Raw genomic sequence first — 25152 nt, forward strand, 5'->3', positions numbered from 1 at the left:
GCGGCACGCACGCCATGACGCCGCAACACACCCCGTTAGCGCATCTCCCCCATCCCCGCCCACCGGTGCGATGCTGGAATCCCCCTGTGGGAAGGAGCGCAGCTGTGCTTCGCGTCGCCGTCGTCGGATCGGGACCCAGTGGGGTCTACGCCGCGCAGTCACTTGTCCAGCAGAGTCGGGTGCCGGATGTGCGAGTGCACGTCCTGGACCGGCTCCCCTGCCCGTACGGACTCGTGCGCTACGGGGTCGCGCCCGACCACGAGAAGATCAAGTCCCTGCAGAACAATCTGCGCACTGTGCTCGAAGACGAGCGGATCGACTTCATCGGCAATGTGGAAGTGGGCACGCACGGCCTGGACCCCGGGCGGCTGCTGGAGCTCTACCACGCGGTCGTGTACTGCGTCGGCGCCGCCAAGGACCGTCGGCTCGGCGTGCCGGGCGAGGATCTGCCCGGCAGCCACTCGGCCACCGAATTCGTCTCCTGGTACAGCGCACACCCCGATGCGTCGGGCAACGGCTTTGCGCTCGGCGCCCGTTCGGCCGTGGTGATCGGCGTCGGCAATGTGGCCGTCGACGTGGCCCGTATCCTCGCCCGGGGCGCGGAGGAGCTCCGCGCCACCGATGTGCCCCAGGCGGCGCTCGGCGCGCTCGCGGTCAGCCGGATCCGCGAGGTGCACATGGTGGGCAGGCGCGGCCCCTCGCAGGCGAAGTTCACCACCAAGGAGCTGCGCGAGCTCGGCTCACTGCCCGCGGCGGAGGTGCTGGTCGAGCCCGAGGACCTCGCTCTGGACCCGGCGTACGCCGATCCGTCGGGAATCGCACCCGCCGGCCTGCCGGCGGTCAACCGCCGCAATCTCGACGTCGTTCGCGGCTGGGCCGGGCAGCCGCCGCCAGGGCGGGACCGCCGGATCCATCTGCGGTTCTTCCTGCGTCCGGTGGAGCTGCTGGAGCGGGGCGGGCGGGTGGCGGGCGTACGGTTCGAGCGCACCGTTCCGGACGCCGACGGAGGCGTACGGGGCACCGGCAGATACGAGGAGATCGAGGCCCAGCTGGTGCTGCGGGCGGTCGGCTACCGCGGAGTGCCGCCGGCGGGTCTCCCGTTCGACTCCGAGCACGGCACGGTGCCGCACTCCGGCGGACGGGTGCTGCGGGACGGTGTGCCGTCGCCCGGGGAGTATGTGGCCGGGTGGATCAAACGAGGTCCGACCGGAGTGATCGGCACCAACCGGCCGTGCGCCAAGGAGACGGTGACGTCGCTGCTCGACGATGCCGCGACGCTCATGCTGCGCCCCGTCGCCGCCGACCCGCTGGACGCACTGCGGGAGTCGGGGCACCGGCCGGTCCCGTGGCCGGGCTGGATGGCGATCGAGGCGGCGGAGGCGGCGCTCGGACTGACGCTCGGCCGACGGTCCGTGAAGATTGCCGACTGGCCGGGTCTGCTGAGTGCGGCGGGTAGCGCCGCGCACCTCTAGATCCGATGGATGCACGGGGCCCGCCGGGTCATACGGGCTGCCCGATCGGCCTGACGACCACGGTGTTGACATCGACTCCGCTCGGCTGCCCGATGGCCCACACAAGGGATTCGGCGAGCTGTTCGGCGGTCAGCAGCTCCCCGGGAGGAAGGCTGCCCATGGCGTCCCAGAAAGGAGTCTCCACCCGTCCCGGAGCGATCAGGGTCACGCCGATGCCGTGCTCGGTGACCATACGGCGGGTGTTCTCGGCGAGGCCGGTGACCGCCCACTTGGTCGCTCCGTAGATATTGCCCGGGGTGTTGACGAAGCCCGCCACACTGCCGACGAGAACGATCCGCCCGCGCGTCTCCTTCAGGGCGGGCAGGGCGGCCCTGATGAGCAGAGCGGGTCCGAGCACGTTGGTCAGCACCATCTCGCGCCATCCGGCGGGGTCGCCGTCGGCGAGGGTGTCATGGGTGGCGAAGCCCGCGTTGGCGACGACGGTGTCCAGCCGCCCGAACTCCTTGACGGTGGACTCGACGGCGGCCCTGACCGACTCGTAGTCGGCCGCGTCCCCGACGATCGTCAACAGGCCGGCCGGCTTGCCCAGTTCTTCGGCGAACCGGCTGAGCCTCTCCTGGCCGCGGCCGGTGACCGTCACCCGGTGCCCTTGGTCCAGCAGCCGCCGTGCTGTTGCCGCTCCGATACCGCTGCCACCGCCCGTGATCAGAGTGACAGGAGAGTCGGAAGTGTTGGTCATGCCTACCCCCAGAGATCCGCGGCGAGGGCAGCTGCCCTTGCCGTGGCGGGATTCCATCACTTGGAACGCGCTCGATGTCAACATGCCCCGGACACGGCCTGCTTGTCGCCGCCGCCGAGGCGATCCGTCCGGTGTGTGGGCGCGCCCCGCGTGAATTCTCGTCACGACGCCGGTCGGGCCAGGGACTTCACCGGCATCAGGAGGTGCTGGTGCCATCCGCCCGCCCTCGCGCCCTGAGCTGCACCGACGGGTTAATGTGCGCTCGGCCGTGACGCGACGCGCGGTGTACCCCGAAGGAGGAGATGACTCCATGTCCCGGCGCGGAGCTGAGCTGGACGAACTCGACCGCAAGATCATCGCGGCGCTGATGGCGGATGCGCGGGCGAGCCTGAGGGAGATCGGCGTGGCGATCGGCCTGTCGGCGCCCGCCGTGAAACGCCGGGTGGACCGACTGCGGGAGCAAGAGGTGATCACAGGCTTCACCACGGTGGTGCAGCCCGCAGCGCTGGGCTGGCACACCGAAGCGTATGTGGAGGTGTTCTGCGACGACGCCGCTCCGCCGAGGAGGCTGGCAGAGGTTGTCCGCAACCATCCCGAGATCCAGTCGGCCGTGACCGTCACCGGCCGCGCCGACGCGATCCTGCATATCCGAGCGCTTGATGTCGCGCACTTCGAAGACATCCTCGAACGGATCCGGTCGGAGTCCTTCGTGAAGGCCACCAACAGCTTCATCGTGCTCACGCACCTCCTGCCGGGCAGCCCGGAAGCGGGATCGGGACGCCTCGCGCCCGACACCGCTTAACCCCGGGCTTTCACGAGGGGCGCTTTCCGGTAGGTGATCGAGAACGCAGAAAGCGCCTCTCAGCTGCAACGACAGGACGGGCTGAGGGTCCTGTACGTGGTAGCGGAAGAGGCACTTCCCAGGTGAAGAACAGTTACGGGTTGTGTCCGCGTGTCCGCGTGTGCGCGTTGCGGGCGGCGGTCGTGGGGTGGTCATCAACTGCTTGACGTTGCTTTGGCCGGACGCTACGGATGGGGCTTCCCGGTGTGGCCGGTCAGGGCAGGATCTCGATGTACCCGTCGGTTCCGTGCACGCGGATCCGCTGCCCGTCCCGGATCAGCCGGGTGGCCTGCTCCACGCCCACGACGGCCGGCAAGCCGTACTCCCGGGCGATCACTGCGCCATGGGTCATCAGGCCGCCCACCTCCGTCACCAGGCCCGCGATTCCGACGAACAGCGGCGACCAGCTGGGGTCCGTGAAGGTAGTGACCAGGATGTCGCCCGCTTCGAGATCGGCATCCGCCATGTCCAGGATGACGCGGGCCCTTCCCTCGATGGTCCCGGCGGAAACCGGTAGGCCGATCAGGGCGCCGGCCGGCACGTCGTCGCGCCGGTACGCCCCGGAGACGGCCTCGCCATCCGATGTGAGCACCCGGGGCGGTGTGAGCGCGTGGTACGACCGGAACGCGTCCTTGCGCTGCTGGATGAGCTGGTCATCCACCTGGTTCGAGCGCGCGACGTCGTGGAGTTCCTGGAACGTGAGGTAGAAGATGTCCTCCTTCTCAGGAAGCACGTTGGCCTGCACGAGGCGCTCGGCCTCCTCCAGCAGGGCCTGCTTGTAGACGAAGTAGCGGCTGACGATGCCGTACTTCGGGTACTCCCGGTACCCGATGAAGGTTCTGACCCGGTCGATCATCCGCTTGGCCTCGTCGGCTTTCCGGTCCCCGTCCGGCAGGGCCCGCAAGCGTGACAGCACGTCCTGTTCCTTCTTCTGCGCCTTCTGCCGCCCGTGCTCGAAGCGCCGCTCGGCGACACCCGGCTCGAAGTTCCTGACGTTGTCGAGGATCACGGGCACGAGCGTGGTGGGGCGCTCGCGCCAACGTGGCCTCGTGATGTCGATCTCGCCGACGCAGCGCATGCCGTACCGGTCGAGGTAGGCCTCGATGGCGTCGCGCGCTTCGGTCCCGCCCGCGAGCTTCGCCAGCTCGTCCAGGAAGGCTGTGTCCTCGACGTACTCGACGCCCTGCAGGAACGCCACCACCTCCGGCTGCGGGCGGATCACGTCCGCGACGTCGAGCAGCTCCAGTCCCATCTCCGATGTGACGTTGTCGGGGGCGGACAGCGTGAGCGTGTCAGCCGCGTTCTTCTCGCCCAGCCACTCCTGCAGCTTGTCGTTGAGCCACCACGTGGCCTCCATCCCCGCCATGATCGCCTGCATGCTCAGCGGATCACTGAGAACCCGCTTGTGCTCCGCGAAGGCCTCCAGCAGGAAGTCGAACAGCGCCGGTCCGGTCTTCGTCCGGATGTCGCGCTCCAGGGCGGCGATGGACACCTGGCTGCGCTCGATCAGCTCGGTGACGATGGCCGGATCGGTCTCGATCGGGGCGGACGCACCGCCGGCCGACGGCCCGCCGGGACCCGCTTCCGGGAGCGACGGGACGAAATCGCCGCGGTCGAGGACAGTCTCCAGAGCGTCCCTGACCAGCGGATCGCCTCTCCCCACGACGTCCAGGAGACCGGCGCGGCTCGCGGGCGAGGCCAGTCGTCGGGTGACGTCGACGAACAGCCTCCCGCCGGCCTCGTGCATCGGCACCATGGCCGTCAGCTGCCACATGGAGAGCCCCAGGGGCTTCATGGGGTCGGTCATCATCTGCTGATGGCCGACGGAGACGTAGACGTGGTTCTCCTGGTCGCCGGCCTCGGGAATGGGGAACAGCGTCGTGATCGGCCGGCTCTGAACGATCTGGAAGTCATCGTCGACCAGGCACCATTCGATGTCCTGCGGGCGGCCGAAGTGCGCTTCGATCCGCCGCCCGAGCTGCACGAGCCGCACGACCTGCGCATCCGTCAGCGCCGGCTGCTCCTGCCGCTGCGCGTCGATCGCCACTTCCTGCGTACCGCCGGCCGGCAGGGCGTGAACGGCACGCTGTTTGGCGGCGATCGTCTTGGCGACGACTTCGCCGTGGCGCACCTTGAAGACGTCCGGGTTGACCAGGCCGGAGACCAGGGCCTCGCCGAGGCCGAAGCCGGCGTCCACGGTGGCGACCTTCCGGTTGCCCGTGACGGGGTCGGCCGTGAACAGGATGCCGGCCGCATGCGGGAAGACCATCCGCTGCACGACCACGGCCATGTGGACCGTACGGTGGTCGATGCCGTTCCGCTGGCGGTAGGTCACGGCCCGCTCGGTGAACAGCGAGGCCCAGCACCGGCTGACGTGCCGGAGGATCGCCGTCGGCCCCACGACGTTCAGGTACGTGTCCTGCTGGCCGGCGAAGGAGGCCGTCGGCAGGTCCTCTGCCGTCGCGCTGGATCGGACGGCGTAGGCGGCTTGCTCGCCGAGCTGGGCGAGTGCGCGGGTGATCGCCGCCGCGAGATCGCCCGGGATGGCAATCCCTTCGATGGTCCGGCGAATCTGCGCGCTGAGCGTGCGGATCGCCTCCCGGTCGTCCGGGTTCAAGCGCGACAACTGATCGAGCCGATCGTCGATCGACGGCGCTTCCGCCGTGATCCGCCGGAAGGCGTCCGTCGTCACGCAAAAGCCACCCGGCACGCGGATGCCTCCGATCCGCGACAGCCCGCCCAGGTGCGCGCCCTTGCCGCCGGCGACCGCGACCTGCATCTCGTCAACCTCTTGAAGATCCAACACGTACTGCTCGATCACTGCGATACCTCCGAGGCAGCCGTGCTCCGTTGCACTGCGGTGGCCGATCGGATCACCGGCGCCTCCAACTCCGTCGAACCTCTTGTCGAGCACGTCCCCGTCCCTGGTTGCCTTCCCATCGACGTGTCGGCCGGCAGCTCCGCCCAGTGGGGCGGCGCGCACACGCGCACCTCCGCGCCGAGCACCCGCAACTGCACTGCCGGTCCCACCATTTGTTCGACGTCACCGCGTCCCCCATACGTCGACAACAACACACGCACGTCGTGCCCCCATTTCCGCAGGTTGTGGCATCGGCCGATGATTCTGCGCCATGACCCGGGTCTTGCGGCAAGCCCCCCGGCGCGCTATACGTTGAGAGTGGCAAGGAGAGAGCTCTCCTTGCCTTTGCCTTTTGCCGTCCAATGGAACTGACAAGCTTCTCGCGAAGCGTTGGCGCCCCGCGTACGGGTACGGGTCGTTGGCCCAGGCGGATGTCCCACCGGCCTACGGATGCAGCCGCGGAACCAGAAGTTCTTTCCCTTGTCGGCAAGGCCCGAACGTCGAGCGCGCCGCCATCTCCCGGAGGTCGTCGCGCCACGCGAGTGCTGGGCCAAGCTCGCCAAACGGACGCTTGACGGTCGCCGTGGTTCAAATCTGCCGGCACCCAGGCGAACGGCCCCACGCCACCCCGCCCAGATCGTGGCCCGGCTGTCCCGCCGCACCAGATCCTCCTCCTGCGCGCCACTCAGTTAACAAGTGGTGGCTCAAAGCCTCATACGCGCAACATAGTTGCGGGTGTACGCAACTCATTCATCTTGTCACTGTCCGTGATAATTCAATAGCGTGGTAGGTGGCCCCCAGCCCGGCGAAAGGAAATCGAGGATGCCGCCCATCCGTACAGCGCAGAAGCGCCGGTATCTTGTCTGCCCGCCGGAGCACTTCGACGTCCGGTACGCCATCAATCCCTGGATGACATCGGAGGAGCCGGTCGATGTCGACCTGGCCCGAAAGCAGTGGGACACGCTGATATCTCTGTACCGCGAGCTGGGCCACACCGTCGAGACGGTGGAACCGGTCGCCGACCTCCCCGACATGGTGTTCGCGGCCAATTCTGCACTCGTACTCGACGGCAAGGTGTTCGGCGCGCAGTTCCATGCACCGGAGCGGCAGCCGGAGGCCGCCCACTACCGGACCTGGTTCGAAAACGCCGGATTCGAGACGCGCGTCCCGTCCCACACCTGCGAAGGAGAAGGGGACTTCACCCCGGTCGGCGGATACATCCTCGCCGGCACCGGATTCCGCACTCTTCCCGCGGCCCATCACGAGGTCCAGGAATTCTTCGGCGCGCCGACGGTGAGTCTTCACCTTGTCGACCCGCATTTCTATCACCTGGACACAGCGCTCTTCGCGCTTGACGCCGAAAACGTCGCCTACTACCCGGGGGCTTTCTCGGCGGGCAGCCAGAAGGTACTCAGAACCCTCTTCCCGCACGCCGTCATCTCCACACGCCAGGACGCCCTGGCCTTTGGACTCAACTCCCTCTCCGACGGACGCAATGTAGTGATGGCCCAGGATGCGACGGGCCTCATGGAGGGCATCGCGGCCCGCGGCTACGTCCCCGTCCCGGTGGATCTCTCCGAGTTCCGCAAGGCGGGCGGTGGAGTGAAGTGCTGCACCCAGGAGATCCGCGAGTAGCGCCATGAACGGCCGCGGGCCGCGGAACTGAAACTGCCGCCGGTCCTCCGTATCTCTGCCACCGACCGGCTGAAGGGGGCCGGCTGGCCCGGCGTACGCCACGGTGCGCCTCGCCTCGCCGCCGAAGGAGCATTGCGTCGATCTGCTCGATGTCCCGACCGGCGGCAACGCCGCGCGTGCCCGCATCCCCACCGCCCCCGGCTACCAGGCGCCGTTCGCCGCGCGGGCCTGTCACCTCCTCGCGCTCGGTATCGCCCGCGCCGCCGCTCCGCGCGGGCTGCACGGCTCCGGCGGATTCGCCCCCGGCGGCACCGATGAGTTCCGGGGCCCGGGCCGGTCTGTACTGAGGACGTGAGCGCCAAGGAGGCACATCGTGCTGCTCGAGAACAAGAACGCCGTCATCTACGGAGGAGGCGGTGGTATCGGCCGGGCGGTCGCCGGTGCCTTCGCCCGCGAGGGTGCCCGGGTCCATCTCGCCGGGCGCAACCGCGAAAGCCTGGACGAGGTGGCCGAGACCATCCGCGCCGCGGGCGGCCGGGCCGACACCGATCAGGTCGACGCCCTCGAAGAGGCAGCGGTCGACCGGTTCACCGGCGCGGTGGTCGAACGGGCCGGCAGCCTCGACATCTCCTTCAGCCTCATCTCGTTCTCAGAGGTGCAGGGGACGCCGCTGACCGAAATCTCCCTCGCGGACTTCGAGCGCCCGGTGCACAACGCAGTACGCGCGATGTTCCTGACCTCCAGATCCGCGGCGCGGCACATGATCCGGCAGCAGTCCGGCGTGATCCTCGCCTTCGGCGGTTACGGCGACCCGCCGCGCGACTACAACATCGGCGGGTTCCAGGTGGCGTTCGGCGCCATGGAGTCGCTCCGGCGTAATCTGGCCGGCGAGCTGGGCCCGCACGGCATCCGCGTTCTCACGCTCCAGACGGGCGGCGTGCCCGAGACGATCCCCGAGGGCCTCGAGTACCGCGATGTCATCACCGAGAAGATCACGGAACAGACGATGCTGGGGCGGCCGGCCTCGCTGGAGGACGTCGGCAACGTGGCTGCCTTCGCCGCCTCGGACATGGCTCGCTCGATGACGGCGACAGCCCTCAACATCACCGCCGGCTCGGTCGTCGACTGAACCGTCCCGAGCTTTTCCTCCGGGCCGGCCTGCGCGAGAGCCGCCCACGGGCCACTGTCGGTGGGTGGGTGCAGACTGGCCACTATCCGAGACAAGGACGTCCTGGAGGTATCGGCCATGACCGATGTACTTCTGACCGTAGGCACTCGAAAAGGGCTCTTCATCGGCCGCAGGCGCGGTGGCACATGGGAGTTCGACGGCCCGCACTTCAATGCGCAGGCCGTGTACTCGATCGGGATCGATACGCGCCGTTCCGTGCCCCGGCTGCTGGTCGGCGGCGACAGCTTGCACTGGGGTCCTTCCGTTTTCCACTCCGACGATCTCGGCAAGACCTGGATCGAGCCGTCGAAGCCGGCCGTGAAGTTCCCCAAGGACACCGGGGCGTCCCTGGAACGGGTGTGGCAGTTGCATCCGGCCGGTCCCGCCACGCCCGACGTGGTGTACGCGGGCACGGAGCCGGCCGCGCTGTTCCGCTCGGACGACGCCGGCGAGACCTTCGAGCTCGTACGGCCCCTGTGGGAGCATCCGACGCGCTCGCAATGGGTGCCGGGGGGCGGTGGTGAGGCGGTGCACACGGTGGTGACGGACCGCCGTGACCCGGAGGCCGTGACGGTCGCCGTGTCGACGGCCGGGGTGTTCCGCTCCAAGGACGGCGGCGCCAGCTGGGCGCCTTCCAACCGGGGAGTGTCGGCGGTCTTCCTGCCCGACCCCAATCCGGAGTTCGGACAGTGCGTCCACAAGATCGCGCAGGACGCGGGCGATCTGGACCGGCTGTATCTGCAGAACCACTGGGGCGTGTACCGCAGCGACGACGCGGGCGCCAAGTGGACCGACATCGGCGAGGGCCTGCCGTCCGACTTCGGTTTCGCGGTCGCCGCGCATCCGCACCGTCCCGATACCGCCTATGTCTTCCCGATCACGGCGGATGCGGACCGGGTGCCTGCGGGGCGTCGCTGTCGCGTCTACCGTACGAACGACGCGGGCGGCAGCTGGGAGGCGCTGTCGGCCGGGCTGCCCGAAGGGGACCACTTCGGGACGGTGCTGCGGGATGCTCTGTGCACGGACGACGCGGATCCGGCCGGTGTCTACTTCGGCAATCGCAACGGCGAGGTGTACGCGAGCGCGGACGACGGCGACAGCTGGCAGCTGCTCGCCTCCCATCTGCCGGATGTGCTCTGTGTGCGGGCGGCGGCCATGGGTTGAACCGTGCCGTCGCCGCACCAGTAGAGTGACGCCCCGTGGCAGCACGACCCTTGAAAGAAACTGTAGAGCCCGGGTGGGCCGATGCGCTCGCTCCCGTGGCTGAACGCATCGCCGCGATGGGCGACTTCCTGCGCGCGGAGATCGCCGCGGGACGCACCTACTTGCCGGCCGGACCGAACGTGCTGCGCGCCTTCCAGCAGCCCTTCGACGAGGTACGTGTCCTGATCGTGGGTCAGGATCCGTACCCCACGCCCGGGCATGCCGTGGGGCTGAGCTTCTCGGTGGCGCCCGAGGTGCGGCCGGTGCCCGGCAGTCTGGACAACATCTTCCGGGAGATGCACGCGGACCTGGGGCATCCCCGTCCCGCCAACGGGGATCTCACACCGTGGACCCGGCAGGGAGTGCTGCTGCTGAACCGGGCACTCACCACCGCGCCCCGTAAGCCCGCCGCGCACCGCGGCAAGGGCTGGGAGGAGGTGACCGAGCAGGCCATCCGGGCCCTCGCCGCACGCGGCAAGCCCCTGGTGTCCGTACTGTGGGGGCGTGACGCCCGCAATCTGCGTCCGCTGCTCGGCGACCTTCCGGCGATCGAGTCCTCGCATCCCTCCCCGATGTCCGCGGACCGCGGCTTCTTCGGATCGCGTCCATTCAGCCGGACCAATGATCTCCTGCAACGCCAGGGGGCGCAGCCGGTGGACTGGCAGCTTCCGTGAGCGTGAGCCGGGTGCTCGGAGTCGACTCCGGCGGTTCCGGGCTACGTGTCGCGCTGGCGGAGGCCGGGAACCCGGGGAAGGCCGAGACCGAGGTGTCGCGCGAGCCGGTGCGCACCGGCGCCGCGGGTATCGACGCGAAGCATCTGCTGGACCAGCTGCTGCCGATGGCGCGCGCCCTGCTCGACCGGGCCGGTGGCGGCACCGTGTCCGCGGTCGCTGTCGGCGCGGCCGGGATGGCGACGCTCGGCGACCGGCTGCGCGCCGAAGTCCCCGCGGCGCTGGCCGAGTCGCTGGGTGTACGGCGCCTCGCGCTCGCGGCCGACGCGGTCACGGCGTACGCAGGTGCGCTCGGCCAGCGTCCCGGGGCGGTCGTCGCGGCGGGCACCGGCATGATCGCGCTGGGCACGGACCTGTCGGACTGGCGCCGGGCCGACGGCTGGGGTCATCTGCTGGGCGACTGCGGCGGCGGCGCGTGGATCGGCCGGGCCGGGCTGGAGGCCGCGCTGCGCGTCCATGACGGCCGACGTGGTGGTTCCGCGGCCCTGCTGGCCAGGATGGAGTCGGTGTTCGGTCCGGCGCGGGAGCTGCCGGGAATGCTGTACCCGCGCTCCGACCGGCCCGCGGTGCTCGCCTCCTTCGCGCCGGAGGTCGGCAGGTGCGCCTCGGACGGCGACGAGGTGTCGGCGGGCATCCTCGCGGCGGCCGCCCGGCATATCGCCGAGTCGGCCGCGGCCGTCTGCCCGCCCGCCACCGATGTGCCCGAGGGGTGCGAAGTCGCTCTCACCGGTGGGCTGTTCAGGATGGGTGCTCCTCTTCTCGTACCGCTGAGGGCGGAGCTTGCCGGACAACTGCCGTACGCACGGCCGGTATCCGCGGCCGGCGATCCACTCACCGGCTCGTTGGTCATCGCGTCCGCGCTTGCCACCGGTTCGCTGCGGCTGCCGCGTCATCCGGATCTGCTGCACGTACCGACAGAGCAGGACAGCTGAGGCGTACTGCATTCATCGGATAAATGCGGACAGATGACACTTGACCGCCCCCTCCCCGAACAGTCGCACCCCCAAAACCAGTAGCATGCGGCGCCATGAGCTCCCCCACTGGGCCTGCATCCGGCCTGCCTGTACGAATGCCGCGACCCCGCCAGACCGGGCGGCACCGCCGCCCGGAGCCCGTAGCGGCTCCTGAGGGCGCGCCCGCGCTCGTGCTCGCCGTGCCCGGCGCTCCCGTGCCCGCCACGCGCAGCCTGGCCGAAGAGGTCATAAGCATCGCTCGCTCCGAGCTGCCGGGCCTCGAGGTCGGCATCGGTTATCTCGACGGGGACAACGCCGAGTACCCCACGCTGGAAGTCGTCCTCGCGCACACCGCGGCCCGGCGCACCGAGCGGTACGAAATCGCGCAGGCCGCCGGCCGTGAAGTGGCCGCGCCCGAGGGCCCTGCCGCCGTTGTGGTGCCCCTCCTCGCCGGCCCCGACAACGTCCTGATGCGCCGGATCCGCCAGGCCGTCATGGACAGCCGCGCGAGCGCCGAGCTGACCGATGTCCTCGGCCCGCACCCGCTGCTCGCCGAAGCCCTGCACGTCAGGCTCTCGGAAGCCGGTCTGGCGCGTGCCGACCGCGCCCGGCTGTTCACCGTGGCCACGGCGGCCGACGGCATCATCCTGGCCACGGTCGGCGGCGAGGAGGCCGTCCAGGCCGCCGGGATCACCGGCATGCTGCTGGCGGCGCGTCTCGCGGTGCCGGTGATGGCCGCCGCGCTCGACCAGGAGGGCGCGGTCGGCGCGGTCGCCGAGCAGCTGCGCGGCTCCGGCTCGGTGCAGCTCGCCCTGGCGCCGTACCTCGTGGGCCCAGAGCTGCCCGATGGCCTGCTCGATTCGGCCGTGAAGGAGGCGGGCTGTGCCGCCGCCGAGGCGCTCGGGCCCTACCCGGCAATCGGAAAGCTGGTGCTTTCGCAGTACGCGACGGCGTTGGGTATCGCGCCGCAGCCTCAGGGCTCGCCGAGTCTCTGACGGCTCTGCCGCATGTACGCAGAAGGGCCCGCACCACGCGAGGGGTGCGGGCCCTTGCGCAGTGCCCGGGCGGTCAGGCGAAGATCACGCAGGAGGCGGCGGGGACGTCGAGGGAGCCCGACCTGCGCGGAATGCCCGTCCCCGGGTCGATGTCGAACCAGGTGACGTCTCCGGAGCGCTCATTGGCGGCGTACAGCCTGCGTCCCGTGGGGTCCAGGGCCAGGTCGCGCGGCCAGTGCCCGCCGCACGGCACCGTCGTGACCAGCTCCGCCTTCTCGTGCGTCGTGTCGAGCGCGAGGACGCCGATGCTGTCGTGGCCGCGGTTGGCCGCCCAGAGATGGCGGCCGTCGTGCGAGACGACCACCCCGGACGGGTAGCTGGGCCGGGCCGCGCCGTCCGGCAGCACCGCTGTCTCGGCGACCGGTTCGAGGACGCCCGAGTCCGCGTCCCAGCGGCAGACGATGAGGGTCGGCTCGAGCTCGTTCAGTACATAGGCGTGGCCACCATCGGGGTGGAAGGCGAGATGGCGCGGTCCTGTGCCGGGGCGCAGCGCGGTCTCGCCGTGCTGTGTCAGTTCGCCCGTCTCGGGGTCCAGTGCGCATATCCGCACGGAGTCGGTACCGAGGTCGACGCTGAGCACCCAGCGCCCGGTCGGATCGGGCAGTACCTGGTGCGCGTGCGGTCCGCGTTGCCGGTCGGGGTGCGGTCCTGCGCCTTCGTGCTGCAGTACGCCACTGGCGGCGACCGGTGCGCCGTCGGCCCCGACCGGGAGCACGCTGACGCTGCCGGAACCGTAGTTGGCGGTCACCAGATGGCCCGAGGCGATCGCGAGATGTGTGGGTCCCGCGCCGCACACCGGTACGCGCCCGCCGATCGGTAGCGGCGACGGCCCGTCCACCTCGAACGCCCCCACCGCGCCCTCGGCCGTCTCGGAGACGGCGTAGAGGACCGTGCCGCCGGACCCGATCGCCAGGGCGAGATACGACGGGTCCGCGACCGCGTCGCTCGCCCCCGTCTCCGTCAGGGCCCCGGTTTCCCCGTCCACGGTGGCTGCGATGATCCCGCGGCCTCCGGCCGAGGTGAACGACCCGATGAATGCCCGTCCGGCGCTCTTGTCGCCCACAGCGTTTCCCCTCTCCGCCACTGATTCGCCTGCTGCCCGGCCGACGGTAGCAGGCGGTCTAGACCAACTCCGTCTACGCGCTCCGCTCGCCGCGGGCCCGCGCGGTCGCCTCGGGATGGTGGACATAGGCGGGACGCCACTGGGTCGGGTCGTACGTCCGGTGGAAGACGGGTGTCGCGGAGCCCGAGATCGGCGGCACGATCCACGCCCAGTCCGCGCCCACGCTCCGGCCCCGGCTCTGCTCACGGTCGAGGTGCGTGAGGAAGCGGCGCGACTCGGTGTGGTGGTCGGTGACGGTGACTCCCGCGAGATCGAAGGAGTGCAGGACCGCTCGGTTCAGCTCGACCAGTGCGCGGTCCTTCCAGAGCGAGCGGTCGTTCGTCGTGTCCAGGCCCAACTGCTCGGCGATACGCGGCAGCAGGTCGTAGCGGTCGGTGTCGGCGAGGTTGCGGGCGCCGATCTCGGTGCCCATGTACCAGCCGTTGAAGGGGGCGGCGGGGTAGCAGATCCCGCCGATCTCCAGACACATGTTTGCGATCGCGGGTACGGCGTGCCAGCGCAGGCCGAGCCCCGCGTACCAGCTCTGCTCCGGGTGGCGCAGCTCCACCTCGAGTACGGCGTCGCGCGGCAGCTCGAACCAGCGCGGTTTGCCGTCCCCGTCCTCGATCACCAGCGGCAGCAGATCGAAGTCTGTGCCCGGGCCGCCCGGCCAGCCGAGCCGGAGGGCGAGCTCGGTGATCCCCGCGTTGCGCGGGTCGCCGACTGCGGGCCCGTGCTCACTGGCGTAACCCGCGTACCGTACGAGCTGCTCGTTCCAGATCCGCGGTCCCGGACGGTCCGGCGCGTCCGGGGCGAAGACGGTGATGAGCGGGCGGATCCGGCCGCCGTTGTTGGCTTCTCGCAGATGTTCGGCCGCCTCGCGCGCCACGGAGTCGGCGTCGTCGATGTGTCGGCGGTCGCGTATGCGCAGGGAGCGCCAGTAGAGCCGGCCGATGCAACGGTTGCTGTTGCGCCAGGCGACACGTGCTCCGTGGACGAGTTCGGCCCGGGTATGACGGTAGGTGCCGGTCGCCTCGATCTCCGCGTGTACGGCGGCGATCCGGGCGGCCGGGTCACCTGCCGACGGCTCCTCGCGATGGTGCAGCCGGATGAACTCCTCCGCCTCTTCTGCCAGCTCACCGCGGGTGGCGGGCAGGCCGGCGGTCTGCGGCTCCGAGTGGCCCATCGGGCAGCGGGCTTCCGGCGCCGGAGCATTTGCCCATTCGTGCGCTGACACCCGTGCGCCGGTCCGGCGCAGGGCTCTGAGCAGAAACTTTCGCATGGCGCGTACCCCCGGTCCTGGAGGGGACGTTCGTGGATGCCGCTCTGGTTACCCTTTGAACAGACTGATCCACCCTGTGTGTGCCAGGTGAAATTGCCTCATTTCGCAACTTTGCCTCAATGCGCAGGTCAGGCAGGTACGAGTGCGGCGCGCGGAGAGGTACGCAGGGGCGCATCGAGCTCTACGAGCGCCCGCTCCAGCCCCTGCAGGTGCGTGAGGGCGGCCTCGGCCCCGCGGTTGCGCTGCGGGGCCGGCAGGGAGTCGACGGGAGCCTCGGCCTGCCGGGTGGCGGGCGGCACCAGCGCGTGTACGGCGGCATCGACGCGTCGGCAGGCGGCGGCCAGCCGGGCGTCGTGGGAGGCGTCCGGGTCGGCGGCGACGGCGGCGAGGCCACGCACTTCACGGGCGCAGTCGTCGAGCAGCGCGATCACCTGGCGGGCGCGCGTCTTACGGGCGCGCAGCGGACTGAGGGGATGGACGAGCGGGGCGAGAGTGAGCCGTACCCGGCCGAGCAGCAGCTCCAGTTCGGCGGCGAGCGGCGCCGGATCGGCCTTCTCGTCCCCGGCCAGTCGGAGCGCGGCCGCGGTGGTGCAGCCGTGGACACAGTGCAGTGCGCGCCGGATCCAGGCGTCGGTCGCGGCATGGGTGGTGACGGGCAGAATCAACGCGACACCGAGGGCGGCACCGAGCGCGCCCACCGCCGTCTCCTCGAAGCGCAGGATCAGCAGCCCCGGGTGCAGGACACCCAGCAGTCCGTACAGCAGACCGGCCATGACGGTAACGAAGAACATCATCCAGCTGTACGAGGGCGTCGCCGTGTAGAAGATGCCGAAGACGCACACCGCGACCAGGGCGGCCGTCGGCGCGGGCATGCCCGCGACCGGGATCGCGATCAGGAGTCCCGCGGCAATGCCGGTTACGGTGCCGACGACTCGGCGGAAGCCACGGACCAGCGTCTCGCCGCGCGACGCGGTGTTGACGAAGATCCACCAGGCGGTGCCGACGGCCCAGTACCAGCGGTCCGGGGAGATCAGCAGCCCCGCGGCGATCGCGACGCCGCAGGCGAACGTCGCCTGGAAGGCGAGCCGGGTGGTGGGGCGGGCGAGTCCGCGGCCGGGGAGCGGCGCGGGCGCCGCCGGCGGCGGCGTGCGCCGCTCGATGCACCACAGGCCGAAGCGGACGGCCGAGGAGGCGGTCAGGGCCAGCGCCACCGCCCCGTACAGCTCCGGCAGCTGCGCCGGGCCCGCGTGCAGGAACTGGGTGACGAAGAACATCATGAACGCGAAGATGCCCAGCGCCTGCCCGCGCGGGCCCCAGCGCCTGGCGTAGACGGCGCAGAAAACGACGCTCAGCCATGCGGCGGCGCGCAGCAGCGGCAGTTCGTGCAGGGTGGTCGCGAGCGCGAGGACGGGGAAGCCGACGGCGGGCAGCAGGGCGGTGGTGACGGCTTGGCGGCGCACGGTCGGGTCGCCGAGGGTGAAGAGCGCGAGCAACGCGGCGAGGCCGCCGGTGATGGAGGCGATCAGGGAGAGCCCGGCCAGTTCGGCGACGGCGACCGCGAGGGCGACGCCGAGTACGGCGCGCGTCGAGACACGCAGTCGCACGCGCCCGGGATCCGGGGCCACAAACATCCGCTGCACCCCGGTCATGGTCTTCACGATGGTCGTCCCGCCCCCGTTGCTGTTCACGCACCCACTTCAGACATGGCAAAGGCGCCGCGGGTCCGGTCCGGCTCCGTCGCCGTTCCGGCGCTGCGCAGCGCCATCTCTCCGCAGAGGAAAGCATCACTGCCCACAGTGGCTCAACTCGGTCTCATTGGGCTGGTCCATTGGCACAGTCGAGGGCAGGAAACCCGAACCAGAAGAGGCCAACGGACCGTGACGGTGGACACACTCGGCACCCGCATACCGTGGCTGCCGAGGGAGCGTCAGCGCCCCGTCGCGGGTGAGCAGAAGGCGGCAGGCCGCTTGGGGAGAGCGATCGTGAGGCCCAGGGGCGAGAGGCTGCGATGGAGCTCGTCTCCCGGACCCTGGGCCCATTTCGATGGCCATCAGGCTGTTTGCGTTTGCGTCTTTTCGCGTCGTCGACGGGTCCTCCTTCCGTCGTAAGGCCCGGCCCGCTATGCGGAGCCGACACGGGTATGCAGCTCGAACCACACCACCTTCCCTTCGCTTGTCCGGTGGCTGCCCCAGCAGCGGGACAGCAGGGTCAGAAGGTGCAATCCGCGCCCCTCCTCGTCGTGCTCGCGGGACTGGCGCCCCAGGGGTCCTACGAGGTTCGCGTCCTCGATCTCGCAACGTATCCCGCCGTGCCGGGAGGGCCGGCGGAACGTCAGCCGGACCGGCCCCGCTGCGTGGTGCAAGGCGTTGGTGACCAGCTCGGTGACGAGCAGCTCCGTGTCGTCGATCTGCTCATGGAGCGCCCACTGAGCCAGCTGGGCGCGAACGATCCGGCTTGCTTGAGACACCGCGGACGGTTCGGGGGGCAGGAACCAGGACTTTTCACATGGGTTCTCGTCCGGGGGAGCGTCACATGGGCTCTCGTCCGAGGGAGCGTCGTGCCCCGCCGGCTGCTTCGGGACAGGCGCGATGTGGGGCATGCGATCGATGAACGGATTCATGCCGCACTGCCCTCCACGGCCTCCATGGACCTGTCGTCGGGAAGCAACTCACCCATGTCCTCGAACACCGTGACGCCATTGCAGAGGAGGCCCCAGCCCTGCTCGGGGTGATAGGCCACGAGGCGCGCGGCATCATGGTCGGTCGCAGTTGAGGATGGACATGGTGGCTGGTGCTGGCACATTGCTCGGACCTTCAATTCTCCGTCCGGCTGGGGCGGTCTCACAGACCCGACCATCATGTGCCGACGACACGCGTGCAGGGAGGGGATAAATCCCCGGATCGGATACCTGAACCACCCGAAGTGGGCCCGGAACGCTTCTCGGGGTGACCACGGAATGGCTCAGCGTGGGCGCGCGCTGCCGCGGAACCCGCGTTCCAGCCCCCTTCACCAGCCGGCCACCGCCTCCCTGGGGGGCCATGGGGCCGGGGAGCCGTACAGCGCCCATTCCGCCGCCCCGTCGCGTCCCAGCCTCGCTCCGCGCCGGACTGCCGCGGCGTATCTGCGCTCGCCGAGCTCGCCGCGCAAGCGGATTTCGGTCTTCTCGTGTCCGTCGGCCAGATACCGGAACCCCGATCGCGAGATCCCTATGGAACGCCAGACGACGTCCGCCGCGCCCAGCAGCCGGGCACCGCGTTCCGCCTCGTCGGCCGAGGCGGCTGCCCAGGCCAGCGCCTCCAGGCACAGGGCGATGCCCCACCCGTCCCCCACGACCCGGCGGGTGTTCAGGGCGTCCCGGAGGAGTTCCGCCGCGTGGCGTGGCTCGCCCCGGCGCAAGAGGTGGAGGCCGAGCGCCCACAGGGCGTAGGAGCGGGACCAGGGCGCGTGTGCCTCGTTGCACAGGTCCAGGCAGTCCTGCCCGAAATCCGCGGCACGAAGATCGCCGGACAGGGCGCAGGCCACGGTGAGCTGATACAGGGCGGTCATCAAGCCGTTGCGGTCGCCGGCCGCCCGGTGACCTGCCACGGCCTTTTCCAGGAGGTCGATCGCCTGGCGGAAGTCGCCGTCGTAGAGCAGGCAGCCGCCCAGGAACTGCTCGGCGTGGACCAGGGTGGCTTCATCGCCGAGCCGGAGCGCGAGGGCACGGCACTCCTCCAGCTGCGGCAGCGCGGAGGACGTGTCGCCCCGGAGCACCGACAGCCAGCCGTCCACCCACAGCGCCTTGCCACGGGCCACCGAGTCCTCGGGCGCGAGCGCCAGTGCCCTGCCGAGCCAGTGGCGCCCCTCACTGAGGAATCCGCTGCACAGCCAGTGGAACCACAGCGACGCGGCGATCTCCAGCCCCGCCTGTGCCTGACCGGGCTCGCTGAGGCAGAACTCGAGGGCGGTACGGAGGTTGGCGTGCTCGCTCTGCAGCCGGGCGAGCCAGGTCTCCTGACGCGGACTGAGCCACTCCGCCTCCGCGCGGTCCGCCAGCCGGTGGTACCAGTCCCGGTGGCGCCGCTGCAGGGCCGTCTTCTCCCCGGCCTCGGCCAGGCGCTCCGCGCCGTACTGCCGGATCGTTTCCAGCAGTCGGTAGCGCACCTGGGCGCCCTGCTCCTCCCGAATGAGGACCGATTTGTCGACCAACCCCGCCACCAGGTCGAAGATGCGCTCCTCGGGAATGCCGTCACCCGAGCAGACCGCTTCGACCGCCTCCAGCCCGCAGCTCCCGGCGAAGACCGACGCGCGCGCCCACACCCGCTGCTCACCCGGGGAGCACAGATCGAAGCTCCAGTCGATCGACGCGCGCAAGGTCTCATGGCGGGCCGGGTCCGCCGTGGAGCGCTTCGGGGACACATCGAGGCGCTCGTCCAGCCGCCGGAGGATCTCCTGGGGCGTGAGGGTCCTCAGTTGCGCCGCGGCCAGTTCGATGGCGAGCGGGATGCCGTCCAGACGCCTGCAGAGCCGGACGACCGTCTCCAGGTTTTCCGGGCCGAGGGTGAACCCCGGCGACGCCTGCGCCGCCCGCCGCTGGAACAGTCTGACCGCCGCATAGTGTGCGGCCGCCTCGGGGCGGAGCGCTCGACGGGGTTCCGGCACGGCCAGTGCGGGCACCGAGAGGACGGACTCGCCGTACACGCCCAGGGGCTGACGGCTGGTGGCCAGCACGCGCAGCCCGGGAGCCCTGCGCAGCAGGCGGTCGGTGAGCGCCGCGCAGCCGTCCAGGATGTGCTCGCAGTTGTCCAGGACTATCAGGGAACGAGCGTCACGCAGGTGGTCGCAGAGCAGGTCCGAGGGGTGCCGTGCCGACTGGTCCCGCAGTCCGAGCCCGGTCGCGACAGTCTGCGGCAGCAGCCCTTCGTCCTCCAGCGCGCCGAGCTCGACCAGCCAAACGCCGTCCGGGAACGCCCTTCGCACCTCGTCGGCAACTCCCGTCGCCAGCTTGGTCTTTCCCACACCGCCCACACCCGTGAGGGTCACCAGACGGGAGTGCCGCAGCGTGCGTTTGACCTCGGCGAGCTGCTGTCGGCGGCCGATCAGCGAGGACTCGCCGCCGAAAGAGGCGCTCCTCGGAAAGTCAGGACCGGCGCCATTGGCACCATAGGCGGACATAACACCATCGTTGCACCTGCGGTAGGAGGAGCCGGATACCTCTCCTCTCCGGGCCCTCCTCTCCGGGCGGGGAGGAGGCGGAGCGCAGTGGCGATCTCCGGAGCGCGGAGGAATAGGCTGGATGGTGTCGGCACGGTTCGCGGACGGCCTGTACTCCGTGGATCGGACCGGTCCGAGGAATCGATGGCTGTCGTGACACCAAGCGTCTCGGCACGTCGGCAGGACGGCAGGCTGCCCGCCGAGGTGACGAGCTTCGTGGGACGTCGGCGCGAGGTGGCCGAGGTCCGCAGGAGACTGTCCGGATCGCGTCTGGTGACGCTCACCGGTGTGGGGGGAGTCGGCAAGACGCGGCTGGCGTCACATGTCGCAGCCGAGGTCCGCTCGGCGTTTCCGGACGGCGTGTGGCTCGTCGAACTCGCGGGACTGGAGAATTCCGGGCTGCTGGCCCAGACCGTCGCCGAAGCGCTGGAGATCCGTGACCATTCCTCCCGGCCGCCACTCGACATCCTCACCGACCACCTCCGGGACAAGCGCATCCTGGTGATCCTCGACAACTGCGAGCACCTGCTGCCGCAGTGCGCGGTGCTCGCCGACTCCCTGCTGCACTCCAGTCCCGGCCTGAAGATCCTGGCCACCAGCCGGCATGTGCTGGGCCTCCACTACGAGCACACCCTGGCCGTGCCGACGCTGGACCTGCCGAGCACCGAGAAACCCCGGCTGTCCACCAAGTCCCTGGCCCGGTGCGACGCCGTACGGCTGTTCATCGAGAGGGCGGGCGCGGTCCTGCCCGGGTTCTCCGTCACCGAGGCAAACCGTGAAGCGGTTGAACGGATCTGCCGGCAGCTGGACGGCATCCCCCTGGGAATCGAGCTCGCCGTCGTCCGGCTGCGGGCGCTTTCCGTACAGCAGCTGCTGGAGCGGCTGGACGACCGGTTCCAGCTGCTCACCGCCGGTTCCCGTGCGGTGCTCCCGCGCCACCAGACGCTGCGGGCGCTGATCGACTGGAGTTACGTTCTGTGCACCGATCAGGAGCGGCTCCTCTGGGCTCGCGCCTCGGTATTCACCGGCGGGTTCGATCTGGAGGCGGCGGAGGAGGTGTGCTCCGGCGACAGCATCAGCCGCGAAGAGGTCCTCGACGTGGTGACCGGACTCGTCGACAAGTCCGTGCTTCTCAGAGAGGAGCCCCACTCGACGGTGCGCTACCGGCTGCTGGACACACTGCGGCAGTACGGCAGGGAGCAGCTCGTCGCGGCCGGGGAGACGGCACATCTGCAACGGCTCCACCGCGACCACTACCGGCGGCTGGCACGCGAAGCTCATGCCGAGCTGTTCGGTCCTTCGCAGGTGGCCTGGTTCTCGCGGCTCCACGTGGAGCACAACAATCTGCGCGCTGCCCTGGAGTACTGCTTCGCCGAACCCGGGGAGGCCGAGGCCGGCACGGACATGGCCTCTGACCTGCTCTATCACTGGATCACCAGTTACTACCTCGGTGAGGGACGGCGCTGGCTGGACGAGGGGCTCGCCGTCTGCACCGAACCGAGCAGGGCCCGGGCCCGGGCGCTGTGGACCAACAGCTGGCTGGCCGTCATCCAGTCCGAGACCGCCGCGGCGGCGGCAATGCTCGAGGAGAGCGGAAGGCTGGGGAAACAGCTGGCAGACGAATCCGTACTCGCCTACACCGCGCTGTACTCCGGCATGATCGCCATGTATCGGGGAGACGCCGAATCCGCGATCGGGCTCTACGGGGAGGCAGTGGCCAGGCACCGGGCCGTCAACGACCCCGTGGGACTCGCGCTGGCACTGATCCGGCTCTCCCTGGTCCACTCGTTCCTCGGTGACTCGCCGGGCGCCATCTCCTTCGGGGAGGAGTCTCTGCGGTTGTGCGACGCCTACGGAGAGGGCTGGCACAGGGCTTACACGACGATGGCGCTCGGCATCGAGGTCTGGCGCCAGGGCTCCACACGCCGCGCCGCCGAGCTGGAGAAGGAGAGTCTGGCCTTCAACCGTTCGCTCGACGATCCGCTGGGGGTCGGCGTCAGCCTCGAGGTACTGGCCTGGATCGCCGCCACGGAGGAGCACTACGAGCGCGCCGCTCGGCTCCTGGGCGTCCTGCAGACCGTCTGGCACGCGGTCGGCGCTCCGCTGTCCGGGTACGGGCACCTCGTCAAGTACCACGACGAATGCGAGTCGCGCACCAGCAGGGCCCTCGGTGCCGCGGCCTTCCGCGCTGCCGTCAGGAAGGGTTCCGGGCTCCCTTACGGCGAGGCGCTCGGCTACGCGCTCGAGGAGCACCTGGTTGTGGACCCGGGCGGCGAGGATGAGCAGCCGTCACCGCTCACCCGGCGGGAGACCGAGATCGCCCATCTGGTCGCGCGTGGGCTGAGCAACAAGGAGATCGCGGCCACGCTGGTGATCGCCCGGCGCACGGCGGAGGGCCATGTCGAGCACATACTGAGCAAACTCGGCTTCACCTCCCGTGCCCAGGTGGCTGTCTGGGTCTTCGAGCACTACCGCCGGGCCGAGGGGGACGAGCCCTCCCCCGACGGCGGGCCGTGACCCGCCGACGGCACCGCGAACCGACGACGGCACCCGAACCGACGACTGCACAGCGAACCGCCGACCGCGAGGTGATCCGCCGACCGCAGTGAACCGGCTCCGCGCCAACTACCCTTAGAACCACGCGAGGTGAGCGCCTCGACGATCTCGCGCCACCGTGGACTCCGCGCCGTGGGCTCAGCCGCTCCCGCCGCTGCTCCCGCCTCCGTCCCCGCGTCGTACTTCGGCGAGCCGGGTTGATGCGCTGTCCAGCAGCATCTCCAGCGCGGTGGGATACGCACTGTGATTCATCCGGGCGACCAGCAGGTGCGCGGTCGCCGCGATGTGCGGATGGGTCGCGGCGGGCAGCCGGGCGTACGTGGCCCGCCAGACCTCCTCGTCCGCCGTGCGTGCCGCCGCCGGCAGTGCCAGCGAAGCCGCGTCGAGCGCGGCGAATGCCAGGCTCTGGTCGATGAACGCGTGATAGATCCGGACCGCCTCGGAGTCCGGGAAGCCGGCTGTGCGCAGTAGCCCCAGGATCGTCTCGTCAGCCGCGACTTCATAACCCTTGCCGGTCACGCGGCTGGCGGTCAGCACTGCCGCCTGGGGATGTTCGAGATACGCGGCATGGATGCGCAGCCCCAGGTCCCGCAGGTCGGCACGCCAGTCACCGGTGCCCTCCCAGCACGCCAGGGCACGTCCGACGAGCATGTTTCCGATGGCCAGCGTCAGGTCGTCGATGCCGCTGAAGTACCGGTACAGCGTGCTCGGGTCCGCCCCCAGGGCGGTACCGAGACGGCGGACGGTCAGGCCCGCGCTCCCGTGCTCCCGCAGCATGCGCAGCGCGGTCTCCACGATCAGCCGCTCCGAGAGGACCGCACCGTTCTTCGTGGGACGTCGCCGCCTCCGGGCCTCTTCCGGCACCACAGGCTTGGGCACGGAACACTCCTCCACCACCGTCGTCATGACCCGGACGCCAGCTTATGCCAACACGGTTGACGTTAACAACAGCGGGCGCGTTGGATCGGATCCGACGGGCGGCGCGTCCACAATCGGCGCCAGCAGGCCGCCCGCGCACCGTGCCTGGGAAACGGAGTTTGGCCATGCGTGTTCTTCTCGTGGGAGCCGGCGGCGTCGGTACCGCCATCACCCGGATCGCGGCCCGCCGGTCGTTCTTCGACAACGTGGTCGTCGCCGACTACGACCTGTCCCGCGCCCAGGCCGCCGTCGCGGCCCTGGAGCCGGACGGTCGCTTCAGCGCCGAACGGATCGACGCGAGCGATGAGGGGGCCGTCACAGCGCTGCTGCAGGAGCAGCGCTGCGACGTCCTGCTCAATGCCACCGATCCCCGCTTCGTGATGCCGCTGTTCCGGGCGGCCCTGGCCGCCGGGGCGCACTACCTGGACATGGCGATGTCGCTGTCCCGCCCGCACCCGGAGCGCCCCTACGAACTGTGCGGCGTCAAGCTCGGCGACGCCCAGTTCGAGCGGGCAGCGGACTGGGAGAAGGCCGGACTGCTCGCCCTGGTCGGCATCGGTGTCGAGCCAGGAATGTCCGACGTCTTCGCCCGCCACGCCGCCGAGGAACTCTTCGACGAGATCGAGGAGGTCGGTATCCGCGACGGAGCGAACCTCACCGTCGACGGCTACGACTTCGCGCCCTCGTTCAGCATCTGGACCACCATCGAGGAATGCCTCAACGCGCCCGTCGTCTACGAGGCCGACCGCGGCTGGTTCACGACCGCACCCTTCAGCGAACCCGAGGTCTTCGACTTCCCCGAGGGGATCGGACCCGTCGAGTGCGTCAACGTCGAGCACGAAGAGGTCCTGCTGGTGCCACGCTGGGTGGAGGCGGGACGCGTCACCTTCAAGTACGGCCTCGGCGAGGACTTCATCCGTACGCTGCAGACGCTGCACCTGCTGGGTCTCGACCGCACCGATCCGGTGCCGGTGCCCTCGGCGGACGGTTCGGGCACGGTCCACGTCTCGCCGCGGGACGTGGTCGCCGCCTGCCTGCCGGACCCGGCAGCCCTCGGGGAACGCATGCACGGCAAGACCTGCGCGGGCACCTGGGTCAAGGGCACCAAGGACGGCCGCCCGCGCGAGGTCTACCTGTACCACGTGGTCGACAACCAGTGGTCCATGCGCGAGTACGGCTGCCAGGCCGTCGTGTGGCAGACGGCGATCAACCCCGTCGTGGCGCTGGAACTCATCGCCGCAGGCACCTGGTCCGGCAGCGGCGTCCTCGGCCCCGAAGCCCTCCCCGCACGACCCTTCCTGGACCTGCTGACCGCGTACGGCTCGCCCTGGGGCATGCGCGAGCAGTGACTCGCCCTCTCCCCGCGGTGCATGGCATTACCGCACCCAGTGGCTCAACTCGATCGCGATAGACTGGGCAGTTGGCACAGTCCAGGGCAGGAGCT

20 protein-coding genes are annotated in these 25152 nt (G+C 70.1%); 11 read left to right on the forward strand and 9 right to left on the reverse strand.

Annotated features, from left to right (window positions below):
• Positions 1 to 104: 104 nt before the first annotated feature.
• Positions 105 to 1472, forward strand: a complete 1368-nt coding sequence (locus OG966_RS05410; RefSeq protein ID WP_326648240.1) for an FAD-dependent oxidoreductase — start codon at positions 105 to 107, stop codon at positions 1470 to 1472.
• 28 nt (positions 1473 to 1500) lie between these two features.
• On the opposite strand, the gene OG966_RS05415 is transcribed toward OG966_RS05410, so the two are convergent.
• Positions 1501 to 2211: an SDR family oxidoreductase gene (locus OG966_RS05415; protein ID WP_326648241.1), complete on the reverse strand. Its 711-nt coding sequence runs from the start codon at positions 2209 to 2211 to the stop codon at positions 1501 to 1503.
• 310 nt (positions 2212 to 2521) lie between these two features.
• Between OG966_RS05415 and OG966_RS05420 the strand changes: the two genes are divergently transcribed.
• The gene (locus OG966_RS05420) at positions 2522 to 3013 is read left to right on the forward strand and encodes an Lrp/AsnC family transcriptional regulator (RefSeq protein ID WP_326648242.1); all 492 of its coding nucleotides are present in this window, start codon (positions 2522 to 2524) and stop codon (positions 3011 to 3013) included.
• A gap of 253 nt (positions 3014 to 3266) precedes the next feature.
• On the opposite strand, the gene rph is transcribed toward OG966_RS05420, so the two are convergent.
• Positions 3267 to 5873: a rifamycin-inactivating phosphotransferase gene (rph, locus tag OG966_RS05425; protein ID WP_326648243.1), complete on the reverse strand. Its 2607-nt coding sequence runs from the start codon at positions 5871 to 5873 to the stop codon at positions 3267 to 3269.
• An 861-nt stretch (positions 5874 to 6734) separates the two neighbouring features.
• Between rph and ddaH the strand changes: the two genes are divergently transcribed.
• The 7 genes from ddaH to OG966_RS05460 all read left to right on the forward strand — a co-directional run bounded on the left by ddaH (position 6735) and on the right by OG966_RS05460 (position 12597).
• Positions 6735 to 7547: a dimethylargininase gene (ddaH, locus tag OG966_RS05430; protein ID WP_326648245.1), complete on the forward strand. Its 813-nt coding sequence runs from the start codon at positions 6735 to 6737 to the stop codon at positions 7545 to 7547.
• A 103-nt stretch (positions 7548 to 7650) separates the two neighbouring features.
• On the forward strand, positions 7651 to 7902 hold the full coding sequence (locus OG966_RS40750; RefSeq protein WP_406732899.1) for a hypothetical protein: 252 nt from the start codon (positions 7651 to 7653) through the stop codon (positions 7900 to 7902).
• Positions 7903 to 7920: 18 nt separating this feature from the next.
• Positions 7921 to 8676, forward strand: coding sequence for an SDR family NAD(P)-dependent oxidoreductase (locus OG966_RS05440; RefSeq protein WP_326648246.1), 756 nt, complete (start codon positions 7921 to 7923; stop codon positions 8674 to 8676).
• A gap of 117 nt (positions 8677 to 8793) precedes the next feature.
• Positions 8794 to 9879, forward strand: coding sequence for a WD40/YVTN/BNR-like repeat-containing protein (locus tag OG966_RS05445; RefSeq protein ID WP_326648247.1), 1086 nt, complete (start codon positions 8794 to 8796; stop codon positions 9877 to 9879).
• Positions 9880 to 9914: 35 nt separating this feature from the next.
• Entirely contained in the window at positions 9915 to 10592 is a 678-nt protein-coding gene (locus tag OG966_RS05450; RefSeq protein WP_326648248.1) for a uracil-DNA glycosylase, read from the forward strand.
• Positions 10589 to 11581 (forward strand): N-acetylglucosamine kinase, encoded by a 993-nt coding sequence (locus tag OG966_RS05455; RefSeq protein WP_326648249.1) that lies wholly within the window; start codon positions 10589 to 10591, stop codon positions 11579 to 11581. The genes OG966_RS05450 and OG966_RS05455 overlap by 4 nt, the downstream gene beginning before the upstream one ends.
• A gap of 95 nt (positions 11582 to 11676) precedes the next feature.
• Positions 11677 to 12597, forward strand: a complete 921-nt coding sequence (locus OG966_RS05460; RefSeq protein ID WP_326648250.1) for a sirohydrochlorin chelatase — start codon at positions 11677 to 11679, stop codon at positions 12595 to 12597.
• A gap of 73 nt (positions 12598 to 12670) precedes the next feature.
• Here the strand turns inward: OG966_RS05460 and OG966_RS05465 are convergent, their stop codons facing one another.
• From OG966_RS05465 to OG966_RS05490, 6 genes are all read right to left on the reverse strand, one after another.
• The gene (locus tag OG966_RS05465; protein ID WP_326648251.1) at positions 12671 to 13720 is read right to left on the reverse strand and encodes a lactonase family protein; all 1050 of its coding nucleotides are present in this window, start codon (positions 13718 to 13720) and stop codon (positions 12671 to 12673) included.
• Positions 13721 to 13793: 73 nt separating this feature from the next.
• Complete coding sequence (locus OG966_RS05470) at positions 13794 to 14945, reverse strand: nitric oxide synthase oxygenase (RefSeq protein ID WP_326648252.1); 1152 nt, start codon at positions 14943 to 14945, stop codon at positions 13794 to 13796.
• Positions 14946 to 15169: 224 nt separating this feature from the next.
• Entirely contained in the window at positions 15170 to 16672 is a 1503-nt protein-coding gene (locus OG966_RS05475) for an FUSC family protein (RefSeq protein ID WP_326655092.1), read from the reverse strand.
• A gap of 488 nt (positions 16673 to 17160) precedes the next feature.
• Positions 17161 to 17508: an ATP-binding protein gene (locus tag OG966_RS05480; RefSeq protein WP_406732894.1), complete on the reverse strand. Its 348-nt coding sequence runs from the start codon at positions 17506 to 17508 to the stop codon at positions 17161 to 17163.
• 149 nt (positions 17509 to 17657) lie between these two features.
• On the reverse strand, positions 17658 to 17843 hold the full coding sequence (locus OG966_RS05485; protein ID WP_326648254.1) for a DUF5999 family protein: 186 nt from the start codon (positions 17841 to 17843) through the stop codon (positions 17658 to 17660).
• A 204-nt stretch (positions 17844 to 18047) separates the two neighbouring features.
• Positions 18048 to 20195, reverse strand: coding sequence for an ATP-binding protein (locus OG966_RS05490; protein ID WP_326648255.1), 2148 nt, complete (start codon positions 20193 to 20195; stop codon positions 18048 to 18050).
• Between the two features lie 183 nt (positions 20196 to 20378).
• Between OG966_RS05490 and OG966_RS05495 the strand changes: the two genes are divergently transcribed.
• Positions 20379 to 22751: an ATP-binding protein gene (locus OG966_RS05495; protein ID WP_406732891.1), complete on the forward strand. Its 2373-nt coding sequence runs from the start codon at positions 20379 to 20381 to the stop codon at positions 22749 to 22751.
• 177 nt (positions 22752 to 22928) lie between these two features.
• Here OG966_RS05495 and OG966_RS05500 read toward each other — a convergent pair whose 3' ends face one another.
• Positions 22929 to 23669 (reverse strand): TetR/AcrR family transcriptional regulator, encoded by a 741-nt coding sequence (locus tag OG966_RS05500; RefSeq protein ID WP_326648257.1) that lies wholly within the window; start codon positions 23667 to 23669, stop codon positions 22929 to 22931.
• Between the two features lie 164 nt (positions 23670 to 23833).
• Here OG966_RS05500 and OG966_RS05505 point away from each other — a divergent pair, with 164 nt between their 5' ends.
• Positions 23834 to 25057, forward strand: a complete 1224-nt coding sequence (locus OG966_RS05505) for a saccharopine dehydrogenase family protein (protein ID WP_326648258.1) — start codon at positions 23834 to 23836, stop codon at positions 25055 to 25057.
• The last annotated feature ends 95 nt before the right edge of the window (positions 25058 to 25152 follow it).

Source organism: Streptomyces sp. NBC_01750 (assembly GCF_035918095.1).
Taxonomy (GTDB): Bacteria; Actinomycetota; Actinomycetes; order Streptomycetales; family Streptomycetaceae; genus Streptomyces.